Consider the following 24,826-nt stretch of genomic DNA (forward strand, 5'->3'; position numbering starts at 1 on the left):
GTACCCACCAGTCACTTTAAAAGCTTCCGTTGCAGGCTTAAGAGCGTCGCAAGAACGTTGGCACCAGCTCTCGGCGTTACTAACTTCCGGCGGTAAATCGCCACGAATTTCAAAGGAGCCCTGCCGCATGTCTGAGCGGCCTGGTAGATCCACCCTCGAATCCGAGCCGCGGCACTGGGGTCGCCGCGGACTCGTCACCGGTGTGCTCGCCGCCGCCGGCCTCGCCGTCGCGGCCTGCAGCGACGACGACGAGACACCACCGAAGTCGTCGCGGGCCGCCCCGGAATCCACCACCGTCGGTGGCGGCACGAACGGGGCCGACAGCAGCGGCACACCGATCGACACCACCGGTGGCACGTCACCGACCGGTGGTGACACCGCCACGAAGTCGCTCGACCGCTCCACCGGCGGAAACTCCAAACGCGCGTCCGGACGCCAGGCGCGAACCGTCCGCACGTACAGCGACCGCGACCAGTCCTACGCCGCCGCCGGAAAGCCTCGACGCCGGCCGAGCGTGCCGGCGAAGCTCTACAGCGGGCCGGGGGCGGCCGCGGCCGGCACGAAGGTCAACTCGCCGCTCGTCTTCACCGACGACCCGGTGCTGCACCTCGTCCGGCGCACGACGTTCGGAGCGACGCCGGAACTGGTCGCCGAGGTACGCAAGACCGGCATCGACGCGTGGCTGAGCAGACAGCTCCAGCCGGACTCGGTCCCGGAGTCCGACGACGTGCGCACCGCCGAGGCGGCCTTCCCGACCTACGACCGGACGATCAAGCAGCTGCGCGCCGACAAGGAGCGCCTCGGCGACCAGCGTCCGATCGCCGACCAGGAGAACGTCCGGCTCACGATCGCACGCCAGATCTGGTCGCAGCGTCAGCTCTTCGAGGTGGTCGTCGACTTCTGGAACGACCTGTTCCACGTCGCGAGCCCGTTCGACGGCTCGGAGCTGGTGCGGGCCTCGTTCGACACCGACGTCATCCGCAAACACGCGCTCGGCACGTACAAGGACATGTTCCTGGCCGGCAACCGGCATCCGGCGCTGCTGCGCTACCTCAACCAGGACCAGTCACGCAAAGACCGGGTCAACGAGAACCTGGCCCGCGAGAACATGGAGCTGTACACGGTCGGCGTCGACGGCGGTTACACCGAGGTCGACGTCCGGCAGGCCGCGCTCCTGCAGACCGGTCGTCTGATCAAGGACGACGAGTTCATCTACGACCCGAACGCCCACCACGTCGGCGCGATCACGGTGATGGGGTTCAGCCATCCCAACGACGACGCCGACGGCGGGCTCGAAGCCGGCGACGAGTACCTGAGCTACCTGGCCCTGCACCCGTCGACGGCCGAGCACATCGCGCGCCAGCTCTGCCTGCACTTCGTCTCCGACACGCCGCCCGACTCGCTCGTCGCCCGGCTGAAGAAGTCCTACCTGGACAACCGGTCGGCGATCGTCCCGGTGCTGACGACGCTGTTCTCGTCGTCGGAGTTCTGGGGGTCGGTCGGGGCGAAGGTGCGTCGGCCGATGGAGTACGTCGTCGCCACGCACCGCGCGCTCGGCGTACGCCCCGGCGACGACCTGCGCAACGGCCTGGCGAGCGTGCACAACCGCATGCGTGAGCTCGGCCAGTACCCGATGGGCCAGCCGTCGCCGAACGGCTATCCGCGCGTGTTCACCGCGTGGGCGTCGGCCGGAACCATGATCGAGGAGTGGAATGAGGCACGTGCGCTGGTCGCCGGTGGCCGTAAGGGCTTCACGTTCGTCAAACCGGCCGAGCTGCTCGAGGACGCGCCGGCAACCGCCGGGGAGTTCGTGGACGCGCTGAGCGTCCGGCTGGTCGGGCAGAAGCTCCCGGCGAAGGACCGGGCCGCGGTGCTGTCCGTCGGCGGTGCCGAGGACGACCTCCCCGTGATCGAGCTGGCCCGCACGATCCTCGCTTCTCCCTACCACTCGTTCCGGTGAGGTCTTCGATGCGCTTATCCGACGCTCTGCTGCGCGCGGAGGCCGCCGCCGTGCGGGCCGAGAACGCCGCCGTCCGCGACGAGTGGACCCGCCTGAACGAGGCCGAGGAGGCCGCCGAGGACGGCCGCGGCGTCACTCGCCGCACCGTGCTCATGGGCGCCGGCCTCGGCGCCACGACGCTTCTCACCAGCCAGTTCCTCAACGTGCGGGCCTCGTTCGGCGCCACCGGGACCGGCACGCTCATCCACGTGTTCCTGTTCGGCGGGCTCGACGGGCTCAGCCTGGTGGCGCCCGGCAACGACCCGGTGCTCACGAAAGTCCGCCCGTCGCTGGCGCTGCCGACCGGCTCCTCGATCGCGCTGGCCCGCGGCTTCGCGCTCAACCGCGCGTTCGAACCACTCAAAACCTATTTGGACGCCGGGCAGCTCGGCTTCGTCCACGGCGTCTCCGACCCCCGGCTGTCACGCAGCCATTTCCAGTGCCAGGACGCGTGCGAGCTCGGTGGGTTGCCGAGCGAGACCACGGGTCGCGGCTGGCTGGACGTGCTCACCGAGAAGCTCGGACCGGGAACCGCGTTCCGGTCGATCGGCGTCGGGAGCACGCTGCGCCGATCACTAGTCGGAACGCAGGGGGCGCTGGCGCTGCGCAACGTCGGTGCGCTGGCGATCAACGGGGACGAGAAGTTCCGGCAACCGACCGCGGACGCGATCAAGACCATGTTCACCGGGCTCGACCACCCGGCCGCCGAGTCGGTGAAGGCCGCCGTCGGGGCACTGGCCACGGCGTCGAAGCTCAGTTCGGTGGCCTACGCCCCCGCGAACGGCGCCCGGTACCCCGGTGGGCTCGGCGACGGATTCAAGACGCTCGCGCAGCTCATCAAGGGCGGGGCGAACGTGCGAACCGCCGCGGTGTCGATGGGTGGCTTCGACACCCACAGCAACGCGGGCACCAACGGTGGCCACCTGTTCAACCAGTTCACCCAGATCGCCCAGGCGCTGCGTGCCTTCTTCGACGACCTCGGCGACGCCCGCAAGGACGTCACCGTGGTGCTGTCCTCGGAGTTCGGCCGCCGGGTGGCGCAGAACGGCTCGGGAACCGACCACGGCCACGGAAATGTCGTGACGATCCTGTCGGGGAAGAAGCTGAGCAGTTCGGTGATCGGCGAGTGGGGAGGGCTGGGGTCGCTCGACAACGGTGACGTGCCCGAGTTCAACAACATGTTCGACGTGTTCGGCACGATCGCCCGCCAACAGTTCGATCTGTCGGCGTCCGACGTGGCCGCGGTGTTCCCGGGGCGAACCTTCAAACCGCTCCCGATCTTCGCCTGAGCCTCGCCGTCGCCCCGCGAGGAGGGGGCGTCCCGGTGCGTCACTCCGGAACGCCCCCTCCCCTATTCCTGGGCGGGGGCGTCGCCCAGGTCCGGTGGGTTCGACGCCGTGTGAGGCACGGGTCGAACCGGTCGGCCGGCGGAGGCCCGAGGCCAGCCGGTGCCGACCCCTCGCAACGCTCCGCCCGATTCGGTGAGGGCATCGATGTCCGGATGCGGGCTCACGACCGACTCCCCGACGGCCGCGCCTCCCACCTCCGTTGCCCCTGGTGCGGGGTGCTCCCCTTCCCCGCCCCGCGGTAGCGCCGCCGGGTGACCGGGCATCACCGGCCCAGAACCCGGAGGCCCTTGAAGCGGCTGCCCCTGAAGCGGCTGGTGCTGAAGCGGCTGGTGCTGGAGCGGCTGGCTCTGGAGCGGCTGGCTCTGGAGCGGTGGACCGTGAACCGGCAGCTCGGGAGCCGGCGGCCCCTGGAGCGGCGGCCCTTGGAGCGGTGCCTCCGGAACCGGCAGCTCGGGATGGCGACCCGATGGCGGGGCCACCTCCGGCGGTGAGTCGTACATCGACGGATCGATCTGCGGCGGTGGTGGCCAGGGCTCCGGCTGCGGCTCGGGTTCCACTTTCCGCCCCCGCGACGCCCAACTCCAGGGATTCCGCGCCCGCCACGGCCTCCCACCCCGCCGCGGCTCCTCCACCGCACGCGCACCCTCCGCATGCGCACCGACTCCATGCGCACCGGCGACGTGCGAACTAGGCACGTGCCCACCCGCAGCATGCGAACCCGCCAGATGCGGATCGGTCGCGTGCGGGTCGGTCACGTGCGAACCCGCCGCGTGCGCACCCGCCGGAGAAATCGGCCGCACCACCGCAGCCCGTCCAGCCGGTACCGCCGGTCCAGCCGGCGAGACCGGGCGCACCGCCCGAGACTCACCATGTCCCGGCCCAGCAGGAGACACCGGCCGCGGCAACGGCCCACCGCCCCGCGGCGCAGCTGGCGAGACCGGGCGCACCATGGGCGCCTCGCCATACCCGGGCCCAGCGGGAGACACCGGCCGCGGTAGCGGCCCACCGCCCCGCGGCCCCGCCGGCGAAACGGGCCGAACCACCGGCGGCTCGCCATACCCGGACCCAGCAGGAGACACCGGCCGCGGCAACGGTCCACCGACCCGCGGTGCCGCAGGTGAAACCGGGCGCACCACGCCCGACTCACGATGCCCTGGCCCGGCAGGAGACACCGGCCCACCGCCCCGCGGCCCCGCCGGGGAAACCGGCCGAACCCGCGCCGCCTGCGAGGCGGGGCGAACCCGCGCCGACTCGGACCGGGCGGACAACGCCCCCGACGGCTCCGGGCGCCGAGCCGACAACTCCGCCTGCACCGGCAACCGCTCCGACGACTGCGCGGCCGACGGCCCCGGCGACCCAGCCAACCGCTCCGGAGACTGCGCCACCGCTGGCCCCGACAACCGTTCCCGTGACTGCGCCACCGACGACTCCGGCGACACGGGCGGCCGCTCCGATGACTGTGCCGCCGACGGCCCGTGCGACCCAGCCAACCGCTCCGGAGACTGCGCCTCTGATGACCCCAGCAGCACGGCCAACCGCTCCGGAGACTGCGCCTCCGACGACCCCAGCAGCACGGCCAACCGCTCCGCAGACTGCACCGCCGACCGCTCGGACTGCACCGCCGATCGCTCGGGTCGCACCGCCGCCCCCTCCGGCGGCACCGGCAACCGCTCCGGCGACTGCACCATCGACGGCCCCGGCGACCGCTCCACCAACGGCCCCGGCGCCACATCCGCCCGCTCGGGCCGAACCGGCGCCACCGGAGGCGCCACCGAAGGCACCACTGCAGGCGAAGCCACCGAAGGCGATGCGGTCCCGCTCGGGCGGGGTCCGGCCGGCGAGACCGGTCGTGCCGCCGGCGACACCGGCCGAGCGGCTTTGATCTCCTCGATGCGAGCCAACCGCTCGAACAGCTCAGCCCGGTCGAACGAAATCGTCAGATCCCGCGCAGGATCAACACCCGCCGCCGGCTCACGCGCCCCCTCGACCCCGGAACCCGATTCCTCGTACTCGAACCCCGCCCCACCCCGCAGCCCCGGATCACCCCACACCGACCGGTCGGACCCAGACCCAGACCCGGCCCCAGGCCCGGCCCCAGGCCCAGACCCAGGCCCAGACCCGGCCCCGGGTCCAGACCCAGGCCCAGACCCGGGTCCAGACCCAGACCCAGACCCAGACCCCACGCCGATATCGTCGACGTAAGACCGCCAGTACGCGGGCGCCGAATCCTCCACACCACGCCGAGCGCCCCGCATCATCTCGTCCGCGAGCCACTCGAACACCTCGAGCCACGCCGACCCGAGCGGCCCGCCCTCCGAGTTCGGAAAGAGCTCACGCACCGCCCGCACCAACGCCTGTCCCAGGTACGGGAGGTGCTCGGCCAGCTCCGACCGCACCCCGGGGTGCGAGGCGTGCTCCGCACCCAACTGGCGCAGATCGTCCTCGAGCAGTGCCAGCGAATCCAGCACCTCCGCCGCTCGGAGCAGGTCACGGACGAGCCGGTCGCCGTGCAGCCGAACGTCCGCCGCGAGCAGTTCCTTGGTTCGCGGAGCGAACGACGGCAGGTGCCGGTAGACCGCTGCCGCCAGGTCCACCGGCCGGGCCGCGAGCGCCGTCCGGGACTCCCGGATGATCGACATCGTCGCGGAGTCCGGCCGGTGGCTCCCGGTCATCCCGGCCGTCCGGTGATCACAGGCCGGGATCGAAAGGTCAACGCGACCCGGAGTGCGGCGCAGACCACGGCCGCCGGTGGCAGCCTCCACCCACATTCCTGCGGGGACCGGAGCCATCGCACCTGTCCCGTCCGCACCGTGGAGGGCGGCAGCGTGACCCAGGAGTCCTCGCCGTGCAGCAGCACACCGGCGCCGGCCGCCGCCAGCCACAGCTCCTGGCCGGGGCGTAACTGCTGGCAGAACAGCTGGGCCTGCCCGACTTTCGAGCTGGAGATCGGCGCCAGGTACCCCTCGGCGCGCAGCCGCTCGTCGATCAGGTCGATGACGTCCTGGGTGCCGTCCACGACCCCGGGGCCCGTGCTGGTCGGCATCAGCAGCGCGTACGGGTGGCCGGTCCACCAGCGGTCGACCTCGGTCGGGCTGGTGACGACGCACTCGGCGACCGTGGCGCGGCACCGGTCGCCGGAGGGCCCGATGCCGGGGTCGACCGCGTGCGGGCTCGACGTCCGGCAGCGCGGGCGTCCGCAGCGGTACCGCTGCAGTTGCGGGGACCACCACGCGCCGGGCGCGACCGGCCACCCGACCCGCAGGTATTCGTGGGCCGCGGCGGCCAGGACCGCGCGCTCGAGCCGCGCGCTCATCGGGACACCCCGACCCGCGTCCACGAGACCGCCCAGCCCGGCGCCTCGACCCGGGCGGAGCCCGCCTCGGCCCCGGCCCGCGCTGATGCCGGTGGCACGGTGGACCCGACCCGCACGATACCCAACGCTCTGCGGCTGCCCTCGTCGGTGAGAATGTTCCGTGCCATGCCAGCACCCCTGTCCTTCGCCTACGGACTCGCTCAGTCATTCACCTTCCGGCCGCTCCGGGAGTCGACGACTCACCCGGCAACAATCGGCTTCGGCGAATAAACCGATCATGGCACCGCCGCACCAATTCGCCTCGTAGTGGCGACTCATTTCGCCGTTAATAGATGCTTAGTGACTGCTGTTACTGGTGTGACTGAAAGCCACTCGAAGGCACGCCCGATCGGTCGTCCCTTAACAGAAGCTGAGGCGACCGGCGACACTCGTCACACCGTCAACTGGCAAGCCTCTGGACCCGATGATGCCGCTGGTCAGCGCGTTCCCCCAGCAGCAACTCCACGGTGGCCGGAACATCCGGAGAGTGGCCAAAAGTCGCTTTCCGAGACCCGCTCGGGATCGTTGTCTTTCCGTAACAAAGTAAAGGCGATTTGCACCCGATGTCGAGCTCGGGAAATTGCGGTAATCGACCCGGATAAATGCCCGCCCACCCGGGACTCATTCCCGAGCTCTCGGGACAATTGTCCCGGCGAGAACCGATACGAATAGAGAATTGCACGGAACGTTATCACCGGCCCCGGAAACGCGAAGGGCCCACCCCGACGGGGTGGGCCCTCGCTGTCGAGCGGGTCAGTGCGGCGGGAAGCCCTCGAAGCGCCCGTCGTGACGAACGAACCGCTTCCACACCGCGGAAACGGTCTGCGGCTCGGTGTCGAGCACCGTGCCGGGTAACCGGACGACGTCCACCGCGACGAGCGGCGGGTACTGCCCGCTCGTCTGGTAGAAGACGACGTCGTCGGCCCAGCACGCGGCGGCGATGGCCGGACGTGCTGCGGCTACGTCGGCCGGACCCAGCCCGGCCGGACACCACAGGTACACGCGCTCCCCGTACGGCTTGCGCAGTGTGAACAGCACCGCGGGTAATTTGCCCTGCGGCGACACGACGCCGGCCTCGACGCAGCCGACCCGGAGCCGGTGCGGTGTGACGACGGTCCAGAGCAGCGCCGAGAGCCAGCGCCGCAACGCCGGAATCGACGCGAGCACCGCCACCACGCCGGTGACGAGGCCCAGCCCCACCAGCCCGCCGATGGATCGGACGCTCGCCCACCAGAGCAGCGGCGCACCGCCGAGCACCGCGGTTTCGTAGCGCCACCGCCAGAGGACGGTGGTGGGCAGCGGACGCGCGACCGCGGTGCGCGTCGGCCACTCGAGTTCGGATAAGTCAGCCGGTACGAACGAGTCCTCGTCCGCCCCACCCTGATGCCAGCCTTTCGGCCCCGTGTTCATCCTGGCATCCCTCCATGCCGTGGTGTCCGGTTGTGCAGAGCACCAAGCCGGGACCCGTCCGGCGACGAAGAGCGCGCCGGTGAGCGCGGGGGTTCGGAATGTGACCTGGTGGGTTCCCACTGGACAACGACGTGCGTCGATGGCCGCTCGTTTCGAGCGAAACTTACGCAGCCAATAAGCTCGCGATACGAAAGGGCCCGTCCCCTCCCGATGCCCGGGCCAGCGGTACCGGTCGCTCGTTGGCTACCCTTGATGACGTTTAGTGAAATCCTGGCACGCTCGGGAGCGTGAGGGCAAGTGCCATTGGCAGTCGTCGAGCCGACAGAGACCCCACTTGGCCCAGCTCACTCGAACCACTTCTGCCCCGCGGGCCCCACCAGCAAGAAATTTCCAGAAAGACCCCTTCTACCTGCTGGAACGGGAATCCCATCCCATCCGGGGCGATCTCTTCCCCGACACGTAATTGCCCAGTGCGACGCCTGTGACCATTGTGTTCGGTCGGCTGGTAACGTCCCCGCCTGGCCGTGGCAAGTGCCATTTCGGGGTTCCTCGAAACGGCGACTCACTGTCATGGTCCAGCCGTGGTAGGGGAACACGCTCCGACGCTGCGTCGGCGCGAGCTCGCCGCCCGGCTGCGAGCTCTCCGGCACGAGTCGGGCAAGACGATCGAGGAGGTCGCCAGGGAGTTACTGTGCTCCCCGACGAAGATCAGTCGAATCGAAACCGGTCGACGCGGCGCGGTTCTCCGCGATGTCCGTGATCTCTGCCGCCTCTACGACGTCTCGCCCGCCGAGCAGGAGCAACTGATGTCGCTCGCGCGGGCCAGCAAAGAGCGTGCGTGGTGGCAGGGCTACGACATCGGGGCGACCTATCGAACCTTGATCGGCCTGGAGTCGGCGGCGACCGCCATCTCCGACTACCAGCCGACCGCGATACCGGGCCTGCTCCAGACGCCCGCTTACGCCCGGGCGCTCATCGAAGGAGCAGGCGAGCGACGGACCCAGGAGATCGACGAACAAGTGAAGCTGCGGATCAACCGCCAGCGGATCCTCGATCGCCCTGATCCGCCGTACGTGTCGTTCATCCTCGACGAAGCAGCGACCCGCCGCCTCGTCGGCGGTCGCGAGGTCATGGCGGAACAACTGGACGCCCTGCTCGCGGCCTGTGAACGGCCGCACATCAGCTTGCAGGTACTCGACTTCGAGGCCGGCGCCCACCCGGGCTTACCGGGCAGCTTCGGCATCGTGGAGATCGAGGAGAGCCCGGCATCGAGCATCGTTTTCGTCGAGGGCCACCACGGGGACTTCTACCTGGAGGGGTCCGTGGACCTCAAACGCTTCCGGCGGATATTCGACCAGCTCAGATCCATCGCTCTCTCGCCGAAGAACTCAGTGGATTTCATCGCTGCGGTGCGCGACCGGATCCGCCCACCTGAGCACTCCTGACCGGCCGCCCACAACGCGTGTCCCACAAGGTGCAGCACCGCCGTGCCCGGCCGACCCGAGGGCGCGAAAGCCACCATCGACCACGTCTCAAGGGACAACCATATGGACAGCACCGCATTCGTTACGGCGTCATGGCGCAAGAGCCGACGCAGCGCCACGATCAACTGCGTCGAGATCGCCGAGACCCCGGACCTCATCGGCGTCCGTGACTCGAAGAACCCGGAAGGTGCCGTCCTGGCCTACCCGGTGGCCCGCTGGGCCGCGTTCCTGCACGGCGTCAAGCTCGGGGAATTCGACCGACCGTAAGGCCAACGAAGAACGGAGCCGCCGAGAGCGGCGGCTCCGTCACTCAGAGCGCGGGCTCCAGCTGCGCCACCAGCCGCGACTTCGGCTGGGCACCGACGACGGTCCGGACCGGCTCCCCGCCCCGGAACAGCGTCAGCGTCGGCGCGCTGAGGATCCCGTAGTCACGGGCCACGTTCGGGTTCGCGTCGATGTCCAGCGACACCACCCGCACCCGCCCGGCCCACTCCTCGGCCAGCGCCTCCAGCGTCGGACGAAGGCGATGGCACGGCCCGCACCAGTCCGCCCAGAAATCGACGAGCACCGGCATCTCCGACGCCAAGACCTCCGCAGTCCAGGTCGAATCGGTAACAGCTTCCACAAGAACCTCCCTCACATCGGGAGGAGATCAGCGCAGCGGTGTGAACGCACAGAGCGGTTCCGGTACGCCCCCGTCGAGCGATCCGCCCGAAACCGCCGAGGACAACCGCTCACGCACCGCGGCCAGGCTCGCCACGCAGTCGTCGATCTCGGCGATCTTCCGCCGGTACACGGCGACCGACGCCGGGCACGAGTCACCGGTCTCGTACCCCGCTCGCAGACACTCGACGAACGGCCTGGTCTCCTCGAGCGCGAACCCGATCCCGACCAGCGTCCGGATCTCGCGCACCACGCGGACGTCGTCCTCGTCGTACTCGCGGTAACCGTTCGACGTGCGCCGCGCGGCCAGCAGCCCGAGCGACTCGTAGTGCCGAAGCGCACGGGTGCTCGTGCCGACCCGCTCGGCCAACTCACCGATCCGCATCGCCCGACCTCCTCGGTTACCGACGCTAAAGCTTCACGCGGACGTCAAGGCAAGCATCAGGCCACCACTCCGCCGCCGGCCGCGTCCATCGCCTTGTAGATCCGCTGCTCGGAGATCGCGTACGCGGTGCCGAGCGACTGCGCGAACAGGCTCACCCGCAGCTCCTCGATCATCCAGCGGATCTCGCGCACGGCGTCGTCCTCGCGCCGTTCCGGCGGCAGCCGCCGCAGCCAGTCGGCGTACACCTCGGTGACGGCGGCGATCCGGTCTTGCCAGCCCTTGTCGCGGGCCGGGTCGCGACGCAGGTTCTCCAGCCGCCGCTGGACGGCTTGCACGTAGCGCAGCACGTTGACCATGCGCCGCCGCCCGGTGGCCGCCACGAATCCCGGGTAGACGAGCGCGTCCAACTGCGCCTGGACGTCCGCGCGGGCGGCCGGCGGCACCGACGGCAGCAGCGCCGAAGCGGCGTGGAACGCCGCCAGCACCTTCTCCACGGTCTTGAGCACATCGAGCGTCGTGCCCACCAGCGATCCGCGCACCGCGTCACGCAGCGCCGCGAACCCGGCTTCGTCGCGCACCGGGCCGCCGGCGGCCGCGATCAACTCGTCCGCCGCGGCCGCGACGCAGTCGGCCAGCAGCGCGGCCACACTCCCGTGCGGGTTCCGCCCGAGCGCGAGCTTCGCGCTGTTCGACAGCGACGACACCACGGCCTTGTTCGGCGACGGCACGGTGAGCAGCACCAACCGCCGCGTCCCGGTCAACATCGCCCGCTGCTGCTCGCCCGGACTCCCCAGCAGACGCACGGCCACGCTGTCGCCCTCGTCGACCAACGCCGGGTAGGCCTTGACCAGGAACCCGCCGCGTCGCCGTTCGACCACCTCCGGCAACGACCCGAAAGTCCAGGCTTTCAGCCCGGTCCGCTCGATGTTCGGTGGCTCCGCCGTAGCGCTTCCGTCTTTGGTTACCGACGCCGAGCCACGGTGACCCTCTCCGCCCGGCCCGTCGGGGCGGGCCGCGGTCGGCGCCGCGCCTTCGGAACCGCGGCGGCCGCGACCCCGGCGGGACCTCCGCGGCTCCTCGGGGGCCGTCAACGCGGTCGCGATCGCGTCGCGGACCTGCGGCGCGAGCTGACGCTGGAGCGTGACCAGGTCTTTGCCCTCGGCGGCCCGGCGCCCCCGTTCGTCCTCGACCCGGAACGTCATCGAGAGGTGGTCCGGGATCCGGTCGTCCTGCCAGGCGTCGACCGGGAGCGAGATACCGGTCAGCCGACGCAGTTCGGCGGCGAGTGCCACCGGCAACGGCCCGTCGGCCGGCGAGATGCCGGCCAGCGCCGCCCGCGCCACGTCCGGTGCGGGCACGAAGTTGCGCCTGATCTCCTTGGGCAGCGACCGGATCATCGCGGTCACCAGGTCCTGACGCAGCCCGGGCACCTGCCAGCCGAACTGGTCCGGGGTGATCTGGTTGAGCACGGCCAGCGGGATGTGGACGGTGACGCCGTCGGCCGCGGTGCCGGGCTGGAACTGGTAGGTCAGTTTCAGGCGCGCGCCGTCCGCGTCCCAGAAGTCGGGGTACGCGGTCGCGATGTCGAGCTCACCCGCAGCCCGGTTGACGAGCATCGACGCGGAGAAGTCGAGGAGGTCGGGCTGCTCGCGCGACTCCTTCTTCCACCAGCCGTCGAAGTGCCGCGCGGAGACGACCTCGGCCGGGATCCGCTCGTCGTAGAAGTCGAAGAGCGTCTGGTCGTCGACGACCAGGTCACGGCGGCGCGCCCGGTTCTCCAGCTCGGCCGCGGACTTCAGCAGGTTGCGGTTGCGTCCGAAGAACTTGTGGTGGGTGCGCCACTCGCCTTCCACCAGGGCGTGCTGGATGAACAGGTCACGGCACAGTTCCGGATCGACCTTGGAGTAGGTGACGGTGCGGCCGGAGATCAGCGGGATGCCGTAGAGCGTGACCTTCTCGGTGGCCAGCACGGCACCGCGCTCGGCGTCCCAATGCGGTTCGCTGTAGGTCCGAACGGCCAGGTGACCGGCGAGCGGCTCCACCCACTCCGGCTCGATGCGCCCGGTGATTCGCCCCCACAGCCGCGAGGTCTCGACGAGCTCGGCGGCGACGACCCAGCGCGGTGGCCGCTTGGCCAGCGTCGAGCCGGGGAAGATCGCGAACTTCGCGCCGCGGGCGCCGTAGTACTCGGTGAGCGGGCGGCGGCCCTTGGGCTGGTCCTTGGTCGTCGTGCGGTCGTCACGCATGCCGATGTGCGAGAGCAGGCCGACCAGCAGCGAGCTCACGACCTTCTGGCCGTCGCCGCCCGGGTCGGCCTGGCGGTCGACCGTGATGCCGAGCCCGCGGACGATCTGGCGCAGCTGCCCGTGCAGGTCCTGCCACTCGCGTACGCGCAGGTAGTGCAGGAACTCCGCCTTGCACATCCGGCGGAACGCCGAGCCGGACAGCTCGCGCTGCTGCTCGCGCAGGTAGTTCCAGAGCATCAGGTACGACGAGAAGTCGGAGTGCTGGTCGGCGAACCGTTTGTGCTTCTCGTCGGCGGCCTGCTGATGCTCGGTCGGGCGCTCGCGCGGGTCCTGGATCGAGAGCGCGGCCGCGATGACCAGCACCTCGGGTACGACGCCGTTCTTGTCGGCCTCGAGCACCATCCGGGCCAGCCGGGGGTCGATCGGGATCTGCGCCAGCTGCTTGCCGACCGGGGTGAGCTGCACCCCGTCGGACTTGGACTTCGCGTTGTTGAGCGCGCCGAGCTCCGACAGGAGCTGGATGCCGTCGGTGATGTTGCGCTTGTCCGGCGGCTCGACGAACGGGAAGGCGGCGATGTCGCCGAGCCCGAGGTTCGCCATCTGCAGGATGACCGACGCGAGGTTCGTGCGGAGGATCTCGGGGTCGGTGAACTCGGGGCGCGACTCGAAGTCGGCCTCGGTGTAGAGCCGGACGCAGATCCCGTCACTCAAGCGTCCGCATCGGCCTTTGCGCTGGTTGGCGCTGGCCTGGGACACCGGTTCGATCGGCAGCCGCTGCACCTTCGTGCGCAGGCTGTAGCGGGAGATCCGGGCGGTGCCCGGGTCGATCACGTACTTGATGCCGGGGACGGTCAACGACGTCTCGGCGACGTTCGTGGCGAGCACGATGCGGCGGCCGGTGTGCGGCTGGAACACCCGGTGCTGCTCGGCGGCGGCCAGCCGGGCGTAGAGCGGCGCGATCTCGGTGTTGCGGAGGTTCTCCTTGGTGAGCGCGTCGGCGGTGTCGCGGATCTCCCGCTCGCCGGAGAGGAACACCAGGATGTCGCCGGGGCCTTCGCCGGACAGCTCGTGGACCGCGTCGATGATCGCGGTCGTGACGTCGCGTTCCTTGTCGGCGTTCTCGTCGTCCGGGTCGATCACCGGGCGGTACCGGACCTCGACCGGGTAGGTGCGGCCGGAGACCTCGACGATCGGCGCGTCGTTGAAGTGCTGGGCGAACCGCTCCGGGTCGATCGTGGCCGACGTGATGATCAGCTTCAGGTCCGGGCGGCGGGGCAGCAGCTGCTTGAGGTACCCGAGCAGGAAGTCGATGTTGAGGCTTCGCTCGTGGGCCTCGTCGATGATGATCGTGTCGTACCGGCGCAGGTCCCGGTCGCGCTGGATCTCGGCCAGCAGGATGCCGTCGGTCATCAGCTTGACCAGCGTGCCGTCGCTGACCTGGTCGGTGAAGCGGACCGTGTAGCCGACGGCGTCGCCGAGGTCGGTGTGCAGCTCGTCGGCGATGCGCTCGGCCACGGTGCGGGCGGCGAGCCGGCGCGGCTGGGTGTGCCCGATCAGGCCCTTGATGCCCCGGCCCAGCTCGAGACAGATCTTCGGCAGTTGGGTGGTCTTCCCGGAACCGGTCTCCCCGGCCACGATGACGACCTGGTGGTCGCGGATCGCGGCGGCGATGTCCTCGCGCTTCTGGCTGACCGGCAGCTCGGCCGGGTACGAGATCTCCGGGACGCTGTTTTTCCGCGCCGCGACCTTCGCTTCCGCGGTCGCGATCTCCGCCGCGGCCCGCTCCAGCCGGTCCGGTGCGGCCCGATCGAGTTGACGACGGAGCCGATGCTCGTCGCGGAGCATCAGCTCGGTGAGGCGGGACCGGAGGTCAGCGAGGTCGATCGGTTCGGCCGTGGCGTTGTTCATTGCACTGTCCAGCGTAGGCGGGGGTTGGCCATACCGCCGAGTGCGTTTTTCACAGGCCCCTCTAAGTCGCGTAGGGGACTCTGGAACCGCTAACCCGTTTGGATGCGTTTCTCTACCAAGAGGCGGATCTCAGGGTGACCCCCGATGCCGGGACGAGCGAGACGGGAGATCGTGGAGTAAATCGGAGCGCTGCGAGGTTCTGCCGATCGGAGAGAGGAGGGCGTCCGTTGCCGATCGTGAACAGCCACAGCCAGGCTGCGACCTACCGTCCCTCGCCGTTGCTGCCCTCCACGCCGGTCGGTCGCCAGCTGCAGTGGCTCGGTGAGGTCTCGGCCCGGCTGCCGATCACCGACGCCGAACTCCGCTCGCACACCTCGCTGCCGTCGCTCCCGCTGCCGGCCGGCCTGCACGTCGAATCGTTCCGGGCCCAGCCGCGCGAGGCCGAGCGGCGGGCGTTCGCCGTCGTCCGCGACGCCGTCGGCGACCGCCACCACGTGATCCTGCGCACAGACGCCGCCGGGCGCATCCACTCGCTCCGCTTCACGCCCGTCCCCGGGTCCTGGGTCGAGCTCTCCGAGCAGGTCGGCCGGCTGGCTCCGCGCACCTCGCTGCTCGCGGCCGAGATCGACCGCACCGGTCGGGTGCGGCCGATCCACGGCGTCGAGCCGTCCGTCGCGCGCCCGATCGGGGCCGCGGCCGTGCTCTACGTCATCGGTGCGCTCGCGCACGCCGTGGCGCAGGGCCGGATGCGCTGGGACGAGCCGCTCGCGGTGCGTGACGCCTGGAAGACCGATCTGCGCTCCCCCACCGGCCGGCTGCCCGACGGCACGATGCACTCACTGCGCCGGTACGCCGACGACGCGATCTTCTCCGGCGACGCGTCGGCGATCGACCACCTCGTCGGGCGGCTCGGCCGCGGCGCGGTGGAGGCGCAGCACGTGCGGTTCCAGCACGCCCAGATCGGCGCGAACCTGCCGTTCCTCACCACGCGCGAGGCCACGCAGCTCAAGACGCACCCGCACGTGAGCGCGGAGTACCTGGCGACCGACGGGCCCCGGGCGCGCCTGGAGTACCTGCGTGACGTCGTCGCGCACCTGCCCCGCCCCACGGAGTGGCCGGACGAGCCGCGCTTCACCGACTCGGTCGAGTGGTTCGCCTCGCCGGCCGACGTCACCAGGGCGTTCGCGGGGCTGCTCGCGCAGGCGGAGGAACAGCCCGTGCTCGGCGCGGTGCTGGGCCAGCAGGGCACGGCGTCGCTCGCGCTGGACGCCGGTCGCTGGCCGGTCGGCTGGAGCAAGGGCGGCGTCGAGCCGGGCGTCGTCACCGAGAACTTCCTGGCCCGGACGCAGGACGGGCGCACCTTCACGGTGTCGCTGATGGTGTCCGACCCGGACCGCCCGCTGGACGTCGACGCCACCCGCGCCGTCCTCCGCGCCTGCGCCGCCGGTGCCTTCACGCTGATGTCGGCCTAGCGGTGGGAACCCGCGACGAGATCAGCGCCCTGCCGCCGGAGGCCGACCTGGCCCGCGCCGACTCGCTCGCCCGCGAAGTGTTCTCCGACATCGCCAACAAATGGGCGCTGCTGATCATCGAGTTCCTCGGTCAGCGGACGATGCGCTTCACCGAACTCCGGAACGCGATCGGTGGCATCAGCCACAAGGTGCTCACGCAGAACCTCCGGATGCTCGAGCACAACGGCCTGCTCGAACGCACTGTGCACCCCACCGTCCCGCCCCGGGTCGACTACGACCTGACCGAGGCGGGACACGCGCTGCGCGTCGTGGTGGACGGCATGTGCGGATGGACCCAGCAGTACCTGAGTCACATCGAGCGGTCCCGGCGGAGCTCGACCCGCTAGTCGAGTACCGCTGTGGCCTCCAGTTCGACCAGATGCTCGGGCACGTCGAGCGCCACGATGCCGAACAGCGACGCCGGAGCGGCCGGCGTGACGCCCAGGGTCGCCGCCGCGCGGGCGATGCCGTCGAGCACCTGCGGCATCCGGTCCGGGTGCCAGTCGACCACGTGCATGGTCAGCTTCACCACGTCGTCGAAGGTGGCGCCGACGCCGGCCAGAGCCGTGCCGACGTTGAGGTAGCACTGCTCGACCTGCGCGGCCAGGTCTCCGATACCGACGTTGGCCCCGTCGGCGTCCCAGGCAACCTGACCGGCGACGTGGATCAGCTTCGAGCCGGTCGCCACCGACACCTGGTGGTAGATCGGGATCTCGGGTAGCCCGGTCGGGTTGACGAGGGCGACGGCCACGGTGACTCTCCTTGCTCGATTTTCCTGATCACCACGACCGTAAGGAGGGGTGGCGGTGACCGGAAGAACGCACTTTTGGGAAACTCGGTCACCAGGAGGTGCCCGTGGGGGCCGGGGACGCGGCCGAGCGCGGATCTCCGGGGCAAGGCCTAGGTTTGGGGCATGGGACAAACCACTGTCGCGTTGCTCGGCACCGGAGTGATGGGTGCCGGAATGGCCAGGAACATCGCTGCCGCGGGCCTGCCGCTGCGGGTCTGGAACCGCACCAGGGCCAAAGCGGAGCCGCTCGCCGAGGTCGGCGCGGTGGTCACCGACACCGCGGCCGCCGCCGCGGACGGAGCCGACGTCGTCGTGACGATGCAGTTCGACCTGGACTCGGTGGTCGACGCGATCTCCGCGGCCGCGCCGGCGCCGGGCACGATCTGGATCCAGTCGGCGACCGTCGGCGTCGACGGTGCCGCCCGGCTGGCCGAACTGGCCGCCGAACGGGGCCTGGTCTACGTGGACGCTCCGGTGCTCGGCACCCGCAAGCCCGCCGAGGACGGCACGCTCGTCGTCCTGGCGTCCGGTCCGGACGACGCGCACGAGCGGTGCGCTCCGGTGTTCGACGCGATCGGCTCACGCACGCTGTGGGTGGGCGAGGCCGGGCAGGGTTCGCGGCTCAAGCTGGTCGCGAACCTCTGGGTGACGATCGCGACGGCCGGCACCGCGGAGGTGCTGTCGCTGGCGGGCACGCTGGGGCTCGACCCGTCGCTGTTCTTCCGTGCGGTGGAGGGCGGCGCCGTCGACATGCCGTACCTCCACCTCAAGGGCGGGGCCATGCTCGCCGACAACTTCGCCCCGTCGTTCACGGTGGAGGGCGCGGCCAAGGACACCCGGCTGATCGTCGAGGCCGCCGCGGAGAACGGCCTGGAGCTGCCGGTCGCGCGCGCCGTCGCCGGTCGGTTCGAGGCCGCGGTCGACGCCGGCCACGCCGATCTCGACATGGCCGCGGCCTACTTGACCTATCGCGACAAGTGAGCGTCGCCCGTCCCGGCGGCCGCAGCGACGACCGCCGGCCGACGCCCCGCTCGGCGGCCGGCACCCGTCCGGAGAGCAGCGCGCGGCCGGAAGGAGCCGGAAGCGCGAACGGCCGCCCCCGACGACCCACCAAGGCCGACCTGCAGGCCGCCTACGGGCAGCCGATCCCGGACACCGTCGGGCCGGACCTGCGGGTGCTCTTCTGCGGCATCAACCCGAGCCTCTGGTCGGGCTGGAGCGGCCACCACTTCGCCCGGCCGGGGAACCGGTTCTGGCCGGCGCTGCACCGCTCCGGGTTCACACCGAGGCAACTGGACCCCTCGGAGTCCGACGCGCTGCTCGCACTCGGCCTCGGCGTCACGAACTTCGTCAACCGGGCGACGGCACGAGCCGACGAACTCTCTCCCGCGGAGCTGCTGGCGGGCGGTGAACGTCTCGTCGCGACCGTGGCGAAGTGGCGCCCGAGGTGGCTGGCGGTGGTCGGGGTGACCGCGTACCGGGCCGCGTTCAGCCGCAAGGACGCCCGGATCGGTCCGCAGCCGGACGATCCGCTGTTCGCGCCGACACAGGTCTGGGTCCTGCCGAATCCGAGCGGCCTCAACGCGCACTACGACCTACCCGCGCTGGCGGCCGAATTCGGGCAGCTGAAAGTAGCCGCTGAACGTTAGTTCCGTGTTGGCACCCCGCTTCCGTTAAGCCCGTTCACCGACCTGTACGTTCTCCTCGTCCCCTTGGTTCGTGGAGGGTTTCGGAGATGCCGATTTCTGTCGTGCTCCGGGGCGGCCCCGTCCGGGAGCGGGTCGTGGACCTGCCGGTGGACGAGGCCCCGGAGCTGTTGCCCATCCAGACGGCGTCCGGCGAGACGCCGTACCGACGCACCGGCGCGCGCGACAAGCAGGGCCGCCGCGTCTACGAGCCGGCCCGGCTCATTGATCGCCTGATGGCCTGAGGCCGATTCCTTTCGCGGTCGTGCGGGGGTCTGACCCGGCATGACTGACTTGAACCGGCAGCTGTGGCAGGAACGTGCGACCGGCGACGCGAGCCGACCGTGGGAGTCGTTGTCCACCGAGCCTTCCGGGCTCCGCGAGGAACTGTGGCTGCGCCCGGAGGGCGCCGACGACGACCGGGTGCTGCTCGCCATCCACGGCGGCGGTTTCGTCAGCGGCTCGATCGCCACCCACCGGCGGATGTTCGGCCACCTCGCGCTCGCGGCCGGCATCTCCACGGTGGTGGTGGAGTACGGGCTGGTGCCGTCGCACGTGTATCCCGCGCAGCTCGACCAGGTGAACGCGGTGTACTCGCGGCTGGCGGGGCGCCGGGTCGCGCTGGTGGGCGACTCGTGCGGCGCCACGCTGGCGCTCGGACTGGCCCAGCGCGGGCCCGCTCCCGCCGCGATGGTGCTGTTCTCCCCGTGGGTCGACCTGGCGACCACCGGCGCGAGCTACGACACCTCGACCGACCCGTTCTTCACCCGCGAGCTGTGCCGCGGGCTGGCGTCGGCCTACCTGGCCGGAGCCTCCCCGGAGCCGCTCGACGTCAGCCGCCTCCCACCGACGTACGTGCAGGTCGGCGGCGACGAGGCCCTGCTCGACGACGCCCGGCTCCTGGCGCGTTCCTCGCCGGAGGTCGAGCTCGACGAGTTCCCCGGTCAGCTGCACACGTTCCAGATGGCCGTGGGTAATTCGCCGGTCGCCGACGACGCGATCGCCCGGGCGGGAAAGTGGCTCCGTGAGCGACTTTGAGGCAGCCACCGGCGAGTTCCGACGTGAGCTCATCGCGCACTGCTACCGCATGCTGGGTTCCTGGGACGAGGCCGAGGACGCCGTTCAGGAGACCTACCTGCGTGCCTGGCGCGGGTGGGAGGCGTTCGAGCACCGAGCGTCGGCGCGCACCTGGCTGCACCGGATCGCCACGAACGTCGCGCTGTCCGCCCTGGACGGCCGCCGCCGCCGAGCCCTCCCGTCCGGCCTGGACGCCGACGAGCCGGACGCGAGCTGGATCCAGCCGTCCTCCGACGACATGCGCCTGGCGTTCATCGCCGGCCTGCAGACCCTGCCCCCCGGCCAACGCGCGGTGCTGCTGCTCCGCGACGTGCTCGCGTTCTCCGCCCCGGACGTCGCCGAGATGCTCGGGCTGACAACCGCGGCGGTGAAGAGCTCACTGCAGCGGGCGCGAGCACGCCTGGCCCGCGAGGCACCGGTCCGCGACGACGTCGTGGAACCACGAAGCCCCCAGGCCCGCCGCCAACTGGACGCGTACCTGAACGCGTTCCGGTCCGCTGATCTGGCCGGCCTCACGGCGGTACTCCGCGAGGATCTCGTGCTGGAGGTGCTGCCTGGTCGCCCCTGGTTCAACGGCCTCCAGGAGTGCCTCCCGGTGCTGGCCGACGCGGTGGGCGAGCCGGGCGACTGGCGGATGGAGCCGACGATCGCCAACAACCAGCCGGCCGCACGCGCCTTCCGGTTCGGCGAGCCGCTCGGGGTGGCGGTGCTGGATTGCCGCCTCGACGGCATAGCCAGGATCACCGTGTTCGGCGACCCGTCGCTGGTGACGCGCTTTCCTTGACGATGTTCATGGCGTGAACTAATTTCGTTCACGCCATGAACTAGTGAAGGGTGGCCACGATGAGCACTGGCACGATCGCCGTCTTCGGCGCGACGGGGCATCAAGGCGGAGCGGTGGTCGACGCGCTGCTGGACCACGGGGCGCAAGTGCGTGCTCTGGTCCGCAACCCGCGATCCGATCAGGCCCAGGCGCTGGCCGCCCGCGGCGTCGAACTGGTGGCCATCCGGGCCGACGACCCGGCGTCGCTGGTCACCGCGCTGACGACGGTTCAAGGGTTCTATTTCATGACCCCGGAGGCGAACACCCTCGAAGAGATCGAGGCGGAGATCCGCATCGGTACCGCGCTCGTCGACGCGGCGGCCGAGGCGCGCGTCCCGCACGTCGTGTTCAACTCGGTTTTCGGAGCGGACCGGGAGTCGGGGGTGCCGCACCACGACTCGAAGCACCGGATCGAGGAGCACCTGCGGAAGTCCGGCTCAACCGCCTCGATGATCCGCCCGACGGCCTTCATGGAGAACTTCGCGAGCGTGATGGCCCCGAGCCGCGAGCACGGGGAGATCGTGCTGAGGCTCCCGCTGCCGGCCGACGTCGCCCTGAAGATGGTCTCCATCCGGGACATCGGCCGGGTCGCCGCCGCGCTCCTGCTCGGCACCGCCGAGGCGCCCGACGGAGTGATCGAACTCGTGGGTGACGAGCTGACGGGCCCGGAGATCGCCGCGGCCTTCGGCGCGCGGGCCGGGCTCCCGTCACGGTACGAGGCCCTACCGCTGACCGTGCTCCCCAACGAGTTCGACCAGGCGATGTTCCGCCAGTTCGCGGAGCTGGCCCAAAACCCGTCAGACCTCACGGCGATACGCGCGATCGAGCCGGCCACCCTGAGCCTGGCCGAATGGATCCAAGCCACCAACTGGACCCCACCCACGGCCCCGGCCGTTTCCTGACCCTCCAGCCGACGCCCGCTGGACAGAACAAAGGCCCCGCGCTAACAGCAGCGGGGCCTTTGACCTGTCTCAACCAGACGCGCGCTCGGAGGGACTCGAACCCCCAACCTCTTGATCCGTAGTCAAGTGCTCTATCCGTTGAGCTACGAGCGCTGGCCGTACGGGTCGAAAGCATAGCGCAGCCTCGAGAGTGCTGCCGACAGCCCCCTGCCGTTAACTCGCTAGAGGGGAACGGCGCTCCTGTCCTACCGTGGCCGGATGATCCCGACGTCGCACTTGGCAGCCTTCGCCGTCACGGCGCTGATCATCATCGTCATCCCTGGTCCGAGCGTCCTGTTCGTGGTCGGTCGGTCGCTCTCGCTGGGCCGTCGCGGCGGGCTGATGAGTGTGCTCGGAAACACGTTGGGCATGCTGCCGCAGATCGCGGCGGTGTCGCTCGGTGTCGGGGCCGTCGTCGCCGAGTCCGTGCTGCTGTTCCAGCTGCTCAAGCTCGCCGGTGCCGGCTACCTCGTCTACCTGGGCGTCCAAGCGATCCGGCACCGCAACGACGTCACCACGGCCGACCCGATCGCGCCGCAGCCCACCGGGCGGCTTATTTGGCAGGGCTTCCTGGTCGGGGTGACCAACCCGAAGTCGATCGTGCTCTTCGCCGCGGTGCTGCCCCAGTTCACCGATCACGCGGCCGGCAGCGTGCCATTGCAGATCGCGGTGCTGGGGCTGACGGTGGTGGCGATCGGCTGCCTGAACGACACCCTGTGGGCGGTGGCCGCCGCGACCGCCCGCCAGTGGTTCGCCCGCTCCAAGGAGCGCATCAGCCGCCTCGGTGCGGCCGGCGGCGTCATGATGATCGGTCTCGGCGCGACGCTCGCCCTGACCGGGACCAAAGAGTAAAACCGGTTTAGGTGGTAGCTCTGCGGCGGGCCGTCAGACGTCGGGACTTCGCTCGCACCCCGCAGTCCTCCATCGCGCACCAGCGGCGCGAACCGTTCTTGCTGCGATCGAGGAAGAGCCATCCACATCCGCCCTGGTCGAGCGGGCACGCACGCAGATGCGCGGGATCCACCGTGCGCAACAGCTCGACCGCGGCGGTGACGAGCCGGTCCTGCACCAGCGTGGCCGAGTTCGTGCCGACGTCGAGGTGCACGGGCTCGCCCGGCCGGAGCACCAACGCCGACCGGGCCGTCGCCGCCGACCACCGTACGCCGAGCGCGTCGAGCTGCGGCGAAGCGTCGGAATACGTGCCCAGAACGGCAAGTAAGACGTCGTACGTCGCCTCTCGTATTTCGTGGGAAGCATGTAGTGCCTGCGAGCCGGCCGCCGACGACGCACCCCAGGCCGCATCGACCCGCTCCGCCTCCGACTCCTCGAGCAACCCGACACGCACACCCCAGGCGAGCAGCTCCTCCGGGGTGTTCAGGTGCTCACGGAAGTCGCTCGCGCCGGGCACCCGAGGCTCGACGGTGTTGACGAGGTCGAGCGCGACGTGCCCGCCCACGATTCGAATCATGTCTTTACGCTACCACTGAAACGTGTTACACCGGAAGCATGACGAAGGCAATCGGCGCACTCATCGCACTGTCCTTCTCGACGTTCATGTACGTGACGGTGGAGTCCATGCCTATCGGGCTGATGCCGCTGATCTCCCGGGACCTCCAGGTGTCGCCGTCGGCGGTGGGGATGCTGGTGACGGCGTACGGGCTCGTGGTGGTCACGACGTCCCTGCCGCTCGCGGCGCTGACCCGGCGATGGCCCCCGAAACAGGTGCTCGTCGTGCTGCTCGGGCTGCTCGTGGTCACGACGCTGGTGTCCGCGCTGGCCACGGCGTACTGGGTGCTGCTCGGGGCCCGCCTGCTCACCGCACTGAGCCAGGCGCTGTTCTGGTCGATCGTCACGCCGACCGCCGCCGCCCTGTTCTCCGAACGCTTCCGCGGACGCGCGATCTCGGCCCTGTCCGGCGGTAGCTCACTCGCCGCGGTGCTCGGCGTCCCGATCGGTGCCTGGCTGGGTCAGCAGGCCGGCTGGTCGAGCGCGTTCCTCGCGGTGAGCGTCCTCAGCCTGCTGTTGCTGGTTCTGGTGGCGTTGCTCCTGCCGCTCTCCCCCGCGTCGGCCACCTCCGCGGCGCGCGGCACCGAACCCGACGCCGGCCGCTTCTGGGTGATCATCGGCGCGACCACGCTGGTGGTGACCGGGTCGTTCGTCGCGTTCACCTACATCACCGAGTACCTGACCGGCGTCAACGGCTTCGCCCCCGAGACGATCGGTCCGCTGCTGTTCGTCCGCGGCCTCGCCGGCGTGATCGGTGTCGTGATCGTTGGGCTGGTCGTCGACCGCGGAATCTGGCCGACAATGCTGGTGATGGTGGTTCTGCAGGCGGTCTCCCTCGCGTTGCACTACGTTTCCGGCGACGTCACGAGCGTGGCCGTCGTCGCCGTCGCGCTCGGCGGGCTGGCGCTGTCGGGGTGGGCGTCCGCGCTCGGAGTGCGTGTTCTACAGGTGGCGCCGGGGGCGTCGGTGTTGGCGTCGGCGGGGACGGCGACCGCGTTCAACCTCGGCATCACCGCCGGCGCGCTGCTCGGTGGGGTGTTCCTGCCGCTCGTGGGGGTGCGGAGTACGGCGCTGATCGGAACGCTGCTGACGCTCGGCGCGCTGGGACTGCTCCTGGCCGAGCCGGCGCTGTCGTCGGTCAGGCGTTCATCGGTTCGGCGTGGAGCCGGAGTGGAAGAGCTCCGCCAGCTGGTCCTGCGTCCAGACCGATGAGTAGAGCGCGAACAGCCGCCCCTCGTTGCGCGTCGGCGCTTCGACCCAGAGCGCCGCGTCACCGGATTTCGGGTCGGTTCCCACCCAGGCACGCACGCCGTCGGGCGCGGTGATGGGCCGGGCGTCCTCGGGTACCGGGCCCGGGTCCGGCGACGATCGGAGCGGATCGGGCTCGCCGGCCGGGTGGCGGTAGGTCAGCGTGAGGCCCGCGAGCGTGACCGTGTCCGTGACCATCGGAGCCGGATGGGCGACGGGAGCATCGGACATCGGCTGGGACGTGGACGGCGGGTTCGGCGCCGGGTGCGTGGTCAGCGCCGACAGACCGACGCCGACGGCCGCGACCACCGGGAGGGCGAGCCATCCGGCGGAGGGTGTGCGTCGGGCTTCGGGGACGGTTCCGGTGTAGGTCAGGCCGGAGGTGGCATTGCTGAAAGCGGTTTCGAGGCGACGGCTCAAATCGTCGTCGGTCAGCATCGGGTTTCTCC

24 protein-coding genes and 1 tRNA gene are annotated in these 24,826 nt (G+C 70.5%); 15 read left to right on the forward strand and 10 right to left on the reverse strand.

Annotated elements, in window-relative coordinates; genetic code table 11:
* Positions 1 to 127: 127 nt before the first annotated feature.
* From ABD437_RS29135 to ABD437_RS29145, 3 genes are all read left to right on the forward strand, one after another.
* Positions 128 to 1,960 carry a DUF1800 domain-containing protein gene (locus ABD437_RS29135; RefSeq protein WP_344652126.1) on the forward strand — a complete coding sequence of 611 codons (1,833 nt, stop codon included), beginning with the start codon at positions 128 to 130 and terminating at the stop codon, positions 1,958 to 1,960.
* Between the two features lie 8 nt (positions 1,961 to 1,968).
* Entirely contained in the window at positions 1,969 to 3,288 is a 1,320-nt protein-coding gene (locus tag ABD437_RS29140) for a DUF1501 domain-containing protein (RefSeq protein WP_344652127.1), read from the forward strand.
* 347 nt (positions 3,289 to 3,635) lie between these two features.
* A complete protein-coding gene (locus ABD437_RS29145; RefSeq protein ID WP_344652128.1) occupies positions 3,636 to 3,839 on the forward strand; it encodes a hypothetical protein in 204 nt (67 codons plus the stop codon).
* A 2,177-nt stretch (positions 3,840 to 6,016) separates the two neighbouring features.
* On the opposite strand, the gene ABD437_RS29150 is transcribed toward ABD437_RS29145, so the two are convergent.
* The 3 genes from ABD437_RS29150 to ABD437_RS29160 all read right to left on the reverse strand — a co-directional run bounded on the left by ABD437_RS29150 (position 6,017) and on the right by ABD437_RS29160 (position 8,110).
* Positions 6,017 to 6,661 (reverse strand): bifunctional DNA primase/polymerase, encoded by a 645-nt coding sequence (locus ABD437_RS29150; protein WP_344652129.1) that lies wholly within the window; start codon positions 6,659 to 6,661, stop codon positions 6,017 to 6,019.
* A complete protein-coding gene (locus tag ABD437_RS29155; RefSeq protein ID WP_344652130.1) occupies positions 6,658 to 6,828 on the reverse strand; it encodes a hypothetical protein in 171 nt (56 codons plus the stop codon). Before ABD437_RS29155 ends, ABD437_RS29150 begins: the two co-directional genes overlap by 4 nt.
* 625 nt (positions 6,829 to 7,453) lie before the next feature.
* Positions 7,454 to 8,110 carry a hypothetical protein gene (locus ABD437_RS29160; RefSeq protein ID WP_344652131.1) on the reverse strand — a complete coding sequence of 219 codons (657 nt, stop codon included), beginning with the start codon at positions 8,108 to 8,110 and terminating at the stop codon, positions 7,454 to 7,456.
* A 581-nt stretch (positions 8,111 to 8,691) separates the two neighbouring features.
* On the opposite strand from ABD437_RS29160, the gene ABD437_RS29165 reads away from it, so the two are divergent.
* Positions 8,692 to 9,555 carry a helix-turn-helix domain-containing protein gene (locus ABD437_RS29165; protein ID WP_344652132.1) on the forward strand — a complete coding sequence of 288 codons (864 nt, stop codon included), beginning with the start codon at positions 8,692 to 8,694 and terminating at the stop codon, positions 9,553 to 9,555.
* 102 nt (positions 9,556 to 9,657) lie between these two features.
* Positions 9,658 to 9,861, forward strand: coding sequence for a DUF397 domain-containing protein (locus tag ABD437_RS29170; protein ID WP_035847565.1), 204 nt, complete (start codon positions 9,658 to 9,660; stop codon positions 9,859 to 9,861).
* A gap of 43 nt (positions 9,862 to 9,904) precedes the next feature.
* On the opposite strand, the gene trxA is transcribed toward ABD437_RS29170, so the two are convergent.
* Genes trxA through hrpA form a run of 3 tightly spaced genes read right to left on the reverse strand, consistent with a single transcriptional unit; the run spans position 9,905 to position 14,796 of the window.
* Positions 9,905 to 10,219 carry a thioredoxin gene (gene trxA, locus ABD437_RS29175; protein ID WP_344652133.1) on the reverse strand — a complete coding sequence of 105 codons (315 nt, stop codon included), beginning with the start codon at positions 10,217 to 10,219 and terminating at the stop codon, positions 9,905 to 9,907.
* A 27-nt stretch (positions 10,220 to 10,246) separates the two neighbouring features.
* Positions 10,247 to 10,642, reverse strand: a complete 396-nt coding sequence (locus tag ABD437_RS29180) for a MerR family transcriptional regulator (protein WP_344652134.1) — start codon at positions 10,640 to 10,642, stop codon at positions 10,247 to 10,249.
* A 56-nt stretch (positions 10,643 to 10,698) separates the two neighbouring features.
* On the reverse strand, positions 10,699 to 14,796 hold the full coding sequence (gene hrpA, locus ABD437_RS29185; RefSeq protein WP_344652135.1) for an ATP-dependent RNA helicase HrpA: 4,098 nt from the start codon (positions 14,794 to 14,796) through the stop codon (positions 10,699 to 10,701).
* 227 nt (positions 14,797 to 15,023) lie between these two features.
* On the opposite strand from hrpA, the gene ABD437_RS29190 reads away from it, so the two are divergent.
* Positions 15,024 to 16,268: a hypothetical protein gene (locus ABD437_RS29190; RefSeq protein ID WP_425558274.1), complete on the forward strand. Its 1,245-nt coding sequence runs from the start codon at positions 15,024 to 15,026 to the stop codon at positions 16,266 to 16,268.
* A gap of 2 nt (positions 16,269 to 16,270) precedes the next feature.
* Positions 16,271 to 16,654, forward strand: a complete 384-nt coding sequence (locus ABD437_RS29195) for a winged helix-turn-helix transcriptional regulator (RefSeq protein WP_344652136.1) — start codon at positions 16,271 to 16,273, stop codon at positions 16,652 to 16,654.
* On the opposite strand, the gene ABD437_RS29200 is transcribed toward ABD437_RS29195, so the two are convergent.
* Entirely contained in the window at positions 16,651 to 17,058 is a 408-nt protein-coding gene (locus ABD437_RS29200) for a RidA family protein (protein WP_344652137.1), read from the reverse strand. The two genes, ABD437_RS29195 and ABD437_RS29200, sit on opposite strands and share 4 nt — an antisense overlap.
* Positions 17,059 to 17,220: 162 nt before the next feature.
* Between ABD437_RS29200 and ABD437_RS29205 the strand changes: the two genes are divergently transcribed.
* The 6 genes from ABD437_RS29205 (at position 17,221) to ABD437_RS29230 (ending at position 21,584) form a co-directional block, all read left to right on the forward strand.
* Positions 17,221 to 18,078 carry an NAD(P)-dependent oxidoreductase gene (locus ABD437_RS29205; protein ID WP_344652138.1) on the forward strand — a complete coding sequence of 286 codons (858 nt, stop codon included), beginning with the start codon at positions 17,221 to 17,223 and terminating at the stop codon, positions 18,076 to 18,078.
* A complete protein-coding gene (gene mug, locus ABD437_RS29210) occupies positions 18,075 to 18,746 on the forward strand; it encodes a G/U mismatch-specific DNA glycosylase (protein WP_425558275.1) in 672 nt (223 codons plus the stop codon). Before ABD437_RS29205 ends, mug begins: the two co-directional genes overlap by 4 nt.
* 86 nt (positions 18,747 to 18,832) lie before the next feature.
* Positions 18,833 to 19,027: a hypothetical protein gene (locus tag ABD437_RS29215; protein WP_344652139.1), complete on the forward strand. Its 195-nt coding sequence runs from the start codon at positions 18,833 to 18,835 to the stop codon at positions 19,025 to 19,027.
* A 40-nt stretch (positions 19,028 to 19,067) separates the two neighbouring features.
* Entirely contained in the window at positions 19,068 to 19,820 is a 753-nt protein-coding gene (locus tag ABD437_RS29220; protein ID WP_344652140.1) for an alpha/beta hydrolase, read from the forward strand.
* A complete protein-coding gene (locus tag ABD437_RS29225) occupies positions 19,807 to 20,643 on the forward strand; it encodes a sigma-70 family RNA polymerase sigma factor (protein ID WP_344652141.1) in 837 nt (278 codons plus the stop codon). Before ABD437_RS29220 ends, ABD437_RS29225 begins: the two co-directional genes overlap by 14 nt.
* Before the next feature lie 50 nt (positions 20,644 to 20,693).
* Positions 20,694 to 21,584, forward strand: coding sequence for an NmrA/HSCARG family protein (locus tag ABD437_RS29230; protein ID WP_344652142.1), 891 nt, complete (start codon positions 20,694 to 20,696; stop codon positions 21,582 to 21,584).
* Positions 21,585 to 21,664: 80 nt separating this feature from the next.
* Here ABD437_RS29230 and ABD437_RS29235 read toward each other — a convergent pair.
* Positions 21,665 to 21,737 (reverse strand) — tRNA-Arg (locus ABD437_RS29235).
* A gap of 105 nt (positions 21,738 to 21,842) precedes the next feature.
* Here ABD437_RS29235 and ABD437_RS29240 point away from each other — a divergent pair.
* On the forward strand, positions 21,843 to 22,475 hold the full coding sequence (locus ABD437_RS29240; protein WP_344652143.1) for a LysE family translocator: 633 nt from the start codon (positions 21,843 to 21,845) through the stop codon (positions 22,473 to 22,475).
* A gap of 7 nt (positions 22,476 to 22,482) precedes the next feature.
* Here the strand turns inward: ABD437_RS29240 and ABD437_RS29245 are convergent, their stop codons facing one another.
* A complete protein-coding gene (locus ABD437_RS29245; RefSeq protein ID WP_344652144.1) occupies positions 22,483 to 23,091 on the reverse strand; it encodes a CGNR zinc finger domain-containing protein in 609 nt (202 codons plus the stop codon).
* 38 nt (positions 23,092 to 23,129) lie between these two features.
* Between ABD437_RS29245 and ABD437_RS29250 the strand changes: the two genes are divergently transcribed.
* The gene (locus ABD437_RS29250; protein ID WP_344652145.1) at positions 23,130 to 24,341 is read left to right on the forward strand and encodes an MFS transporter; all 1,212 of its coding nucleotides are present in this window, start codon (positions 23,130 to 23,132) and stop codon (positions 24,339 to 24,341) included.
* On the opposite strand, the gene ABD437_RS29255 is transcribed toward ABD437_RS29250, so the two are convergent.
* On the reverse strand, positions 24,276 to 24,815 hold the full coding sequence (locus ABD437_RS29255; protein WP_344652146.1) for a hypothetical protein: 540 nt from the start codon (positions 24,813 to 24,815) through the stop codon (positions 24,276 to 24,278). The genes ABD437_RS29250 and ABD437_RS29255 overlap by 66 nt on opposite strands.
* Positions 24,816 to 24,826: the final 11 nt, after the last annotated feature.

Source organism: Cryptosporangium japonicum, assembly GCF_039524755.1.
GTDB lineage: Bacteria > Actinomycetota > Actinomycetes > Mycobacteriales > Cryptosporangiaceae > Cryptosporangium > Cryptosporangium japonicum.

What these genes read in the sequence shown, in the direction of transcription:
- ABD437_RS29220 (WP_344652140.1), top strand. Translation starts at nt 19,068, where the DNA reads ATGACTGACTTGAACCGGCAGCTGTGGCAGGAACGTGCGACCGGCGAC.
- ABD437_RS29240 (WP_344652143.1), top strand. Translation starts at nt 21,843, where the DNA reads ATGATCCCGACGTCGCACTTGGCAGCCTTCGCCGTCACGGCGCTGATC.
- ABD437_RS29250 (WP_344652145.1), top strand. Translation starts at nt 23,130, where the DNA reads ATGACGAAGGCAATCGGCGCACTCATCGCACTGTCCTTCTCGACGTTC.
- ABD437_RS29140 (WP_344652127.1), top strand. Translation starts at nt 1,969, where the DNA reads ATGCGCTTATCCGACGCTCTGCTGCGCGCGGAGGCCGCCGCCGTGCGG.
- hrpA (WP_344652135.1), bottom strand. Translation starts at nt 14,796, where the DNA reads ATGAACAACGCCACGGCCGAACCGATCGACCTCGCTGACCTCCGGTCC.
- ABD437_RS29135 (WP_344652126.1), top strand. Translation starts at nt 128, where the DNA reads ATGTCTGAGCGGCCTGGTAGATCCACCCTCGAATCCGAGCCGCGGCAC.
- ABD437_RS29245 (WP_344652144.1), bottom strand. Translation starts at nt 23,091, where the DNA reads ATGATTCGAATCGTGGGCGGGCACGTCGCGCTCGACCTCGTCAACACC.
- ABD437_RS29180 (WP_344652134.1), bottom strand. Translation starts at nt 10,642, where the DNA reads ATGCGGATCGGTGAGTTGGCCGAGCGGGTCGGCACGAGCACCCGTGCG.
- ABD437_RS29160 (WP_344652131.1), bottom strand. Translation starts at nt 8,110, where the DNA reads ATGAACACGGGGCCGAAAGGCTGGCATCAGGGTGGGGCGGACGAGGAC.
- ABD437_RS29150 (WP_344652129.1), bottom strand. Translation starts at nt 6,661, where the DNA reads ATGAGCGCGCGGCTCGAGCGCGCGGTCCTGGCCGCCGCGGCCCACGAA.
- ABD437_RS29170 (WP_035847565.1), top strand. Translation starts at nt 9,658, where the DNA reads ATGGACAGCACCGCATTCGTTACGGCGTCATGGCGCAAGAGCCGACGC.
- ABD437_RS29215 (WP_344652139.1), top strand. Translation starts at nt 18,833, where the DNA reads ATGCCGATTTCTGTCGTGCTCCGGGGCGGCCCCGTCCGGGAGCGGGTC.
- ABD437_RS29155 (WP_344652130.1), bottom strand. Translation starts at nt 6,828, where the DNA reads ATGGCACGGAACATTCTCACCGACGAGGGCAGCCGCAGAGCGTTGGGT.
- ABD437_RS29255 (WP_344652146.1), bottom strand. Translation starts at nt 24,815, where the DNA reads ATGCTGACCGACGACGATTTGAGCCGTCGCCTCGAAACCGCTTTCAGC.
- ABD437_RS29205 (WP_344652138.1), top strand. Translation starts at nt 17,221, where the DNA reads ATGGGACAAACCACTGTCGCGTTGCTCGGCACCGGAGTGATGGGTGCC.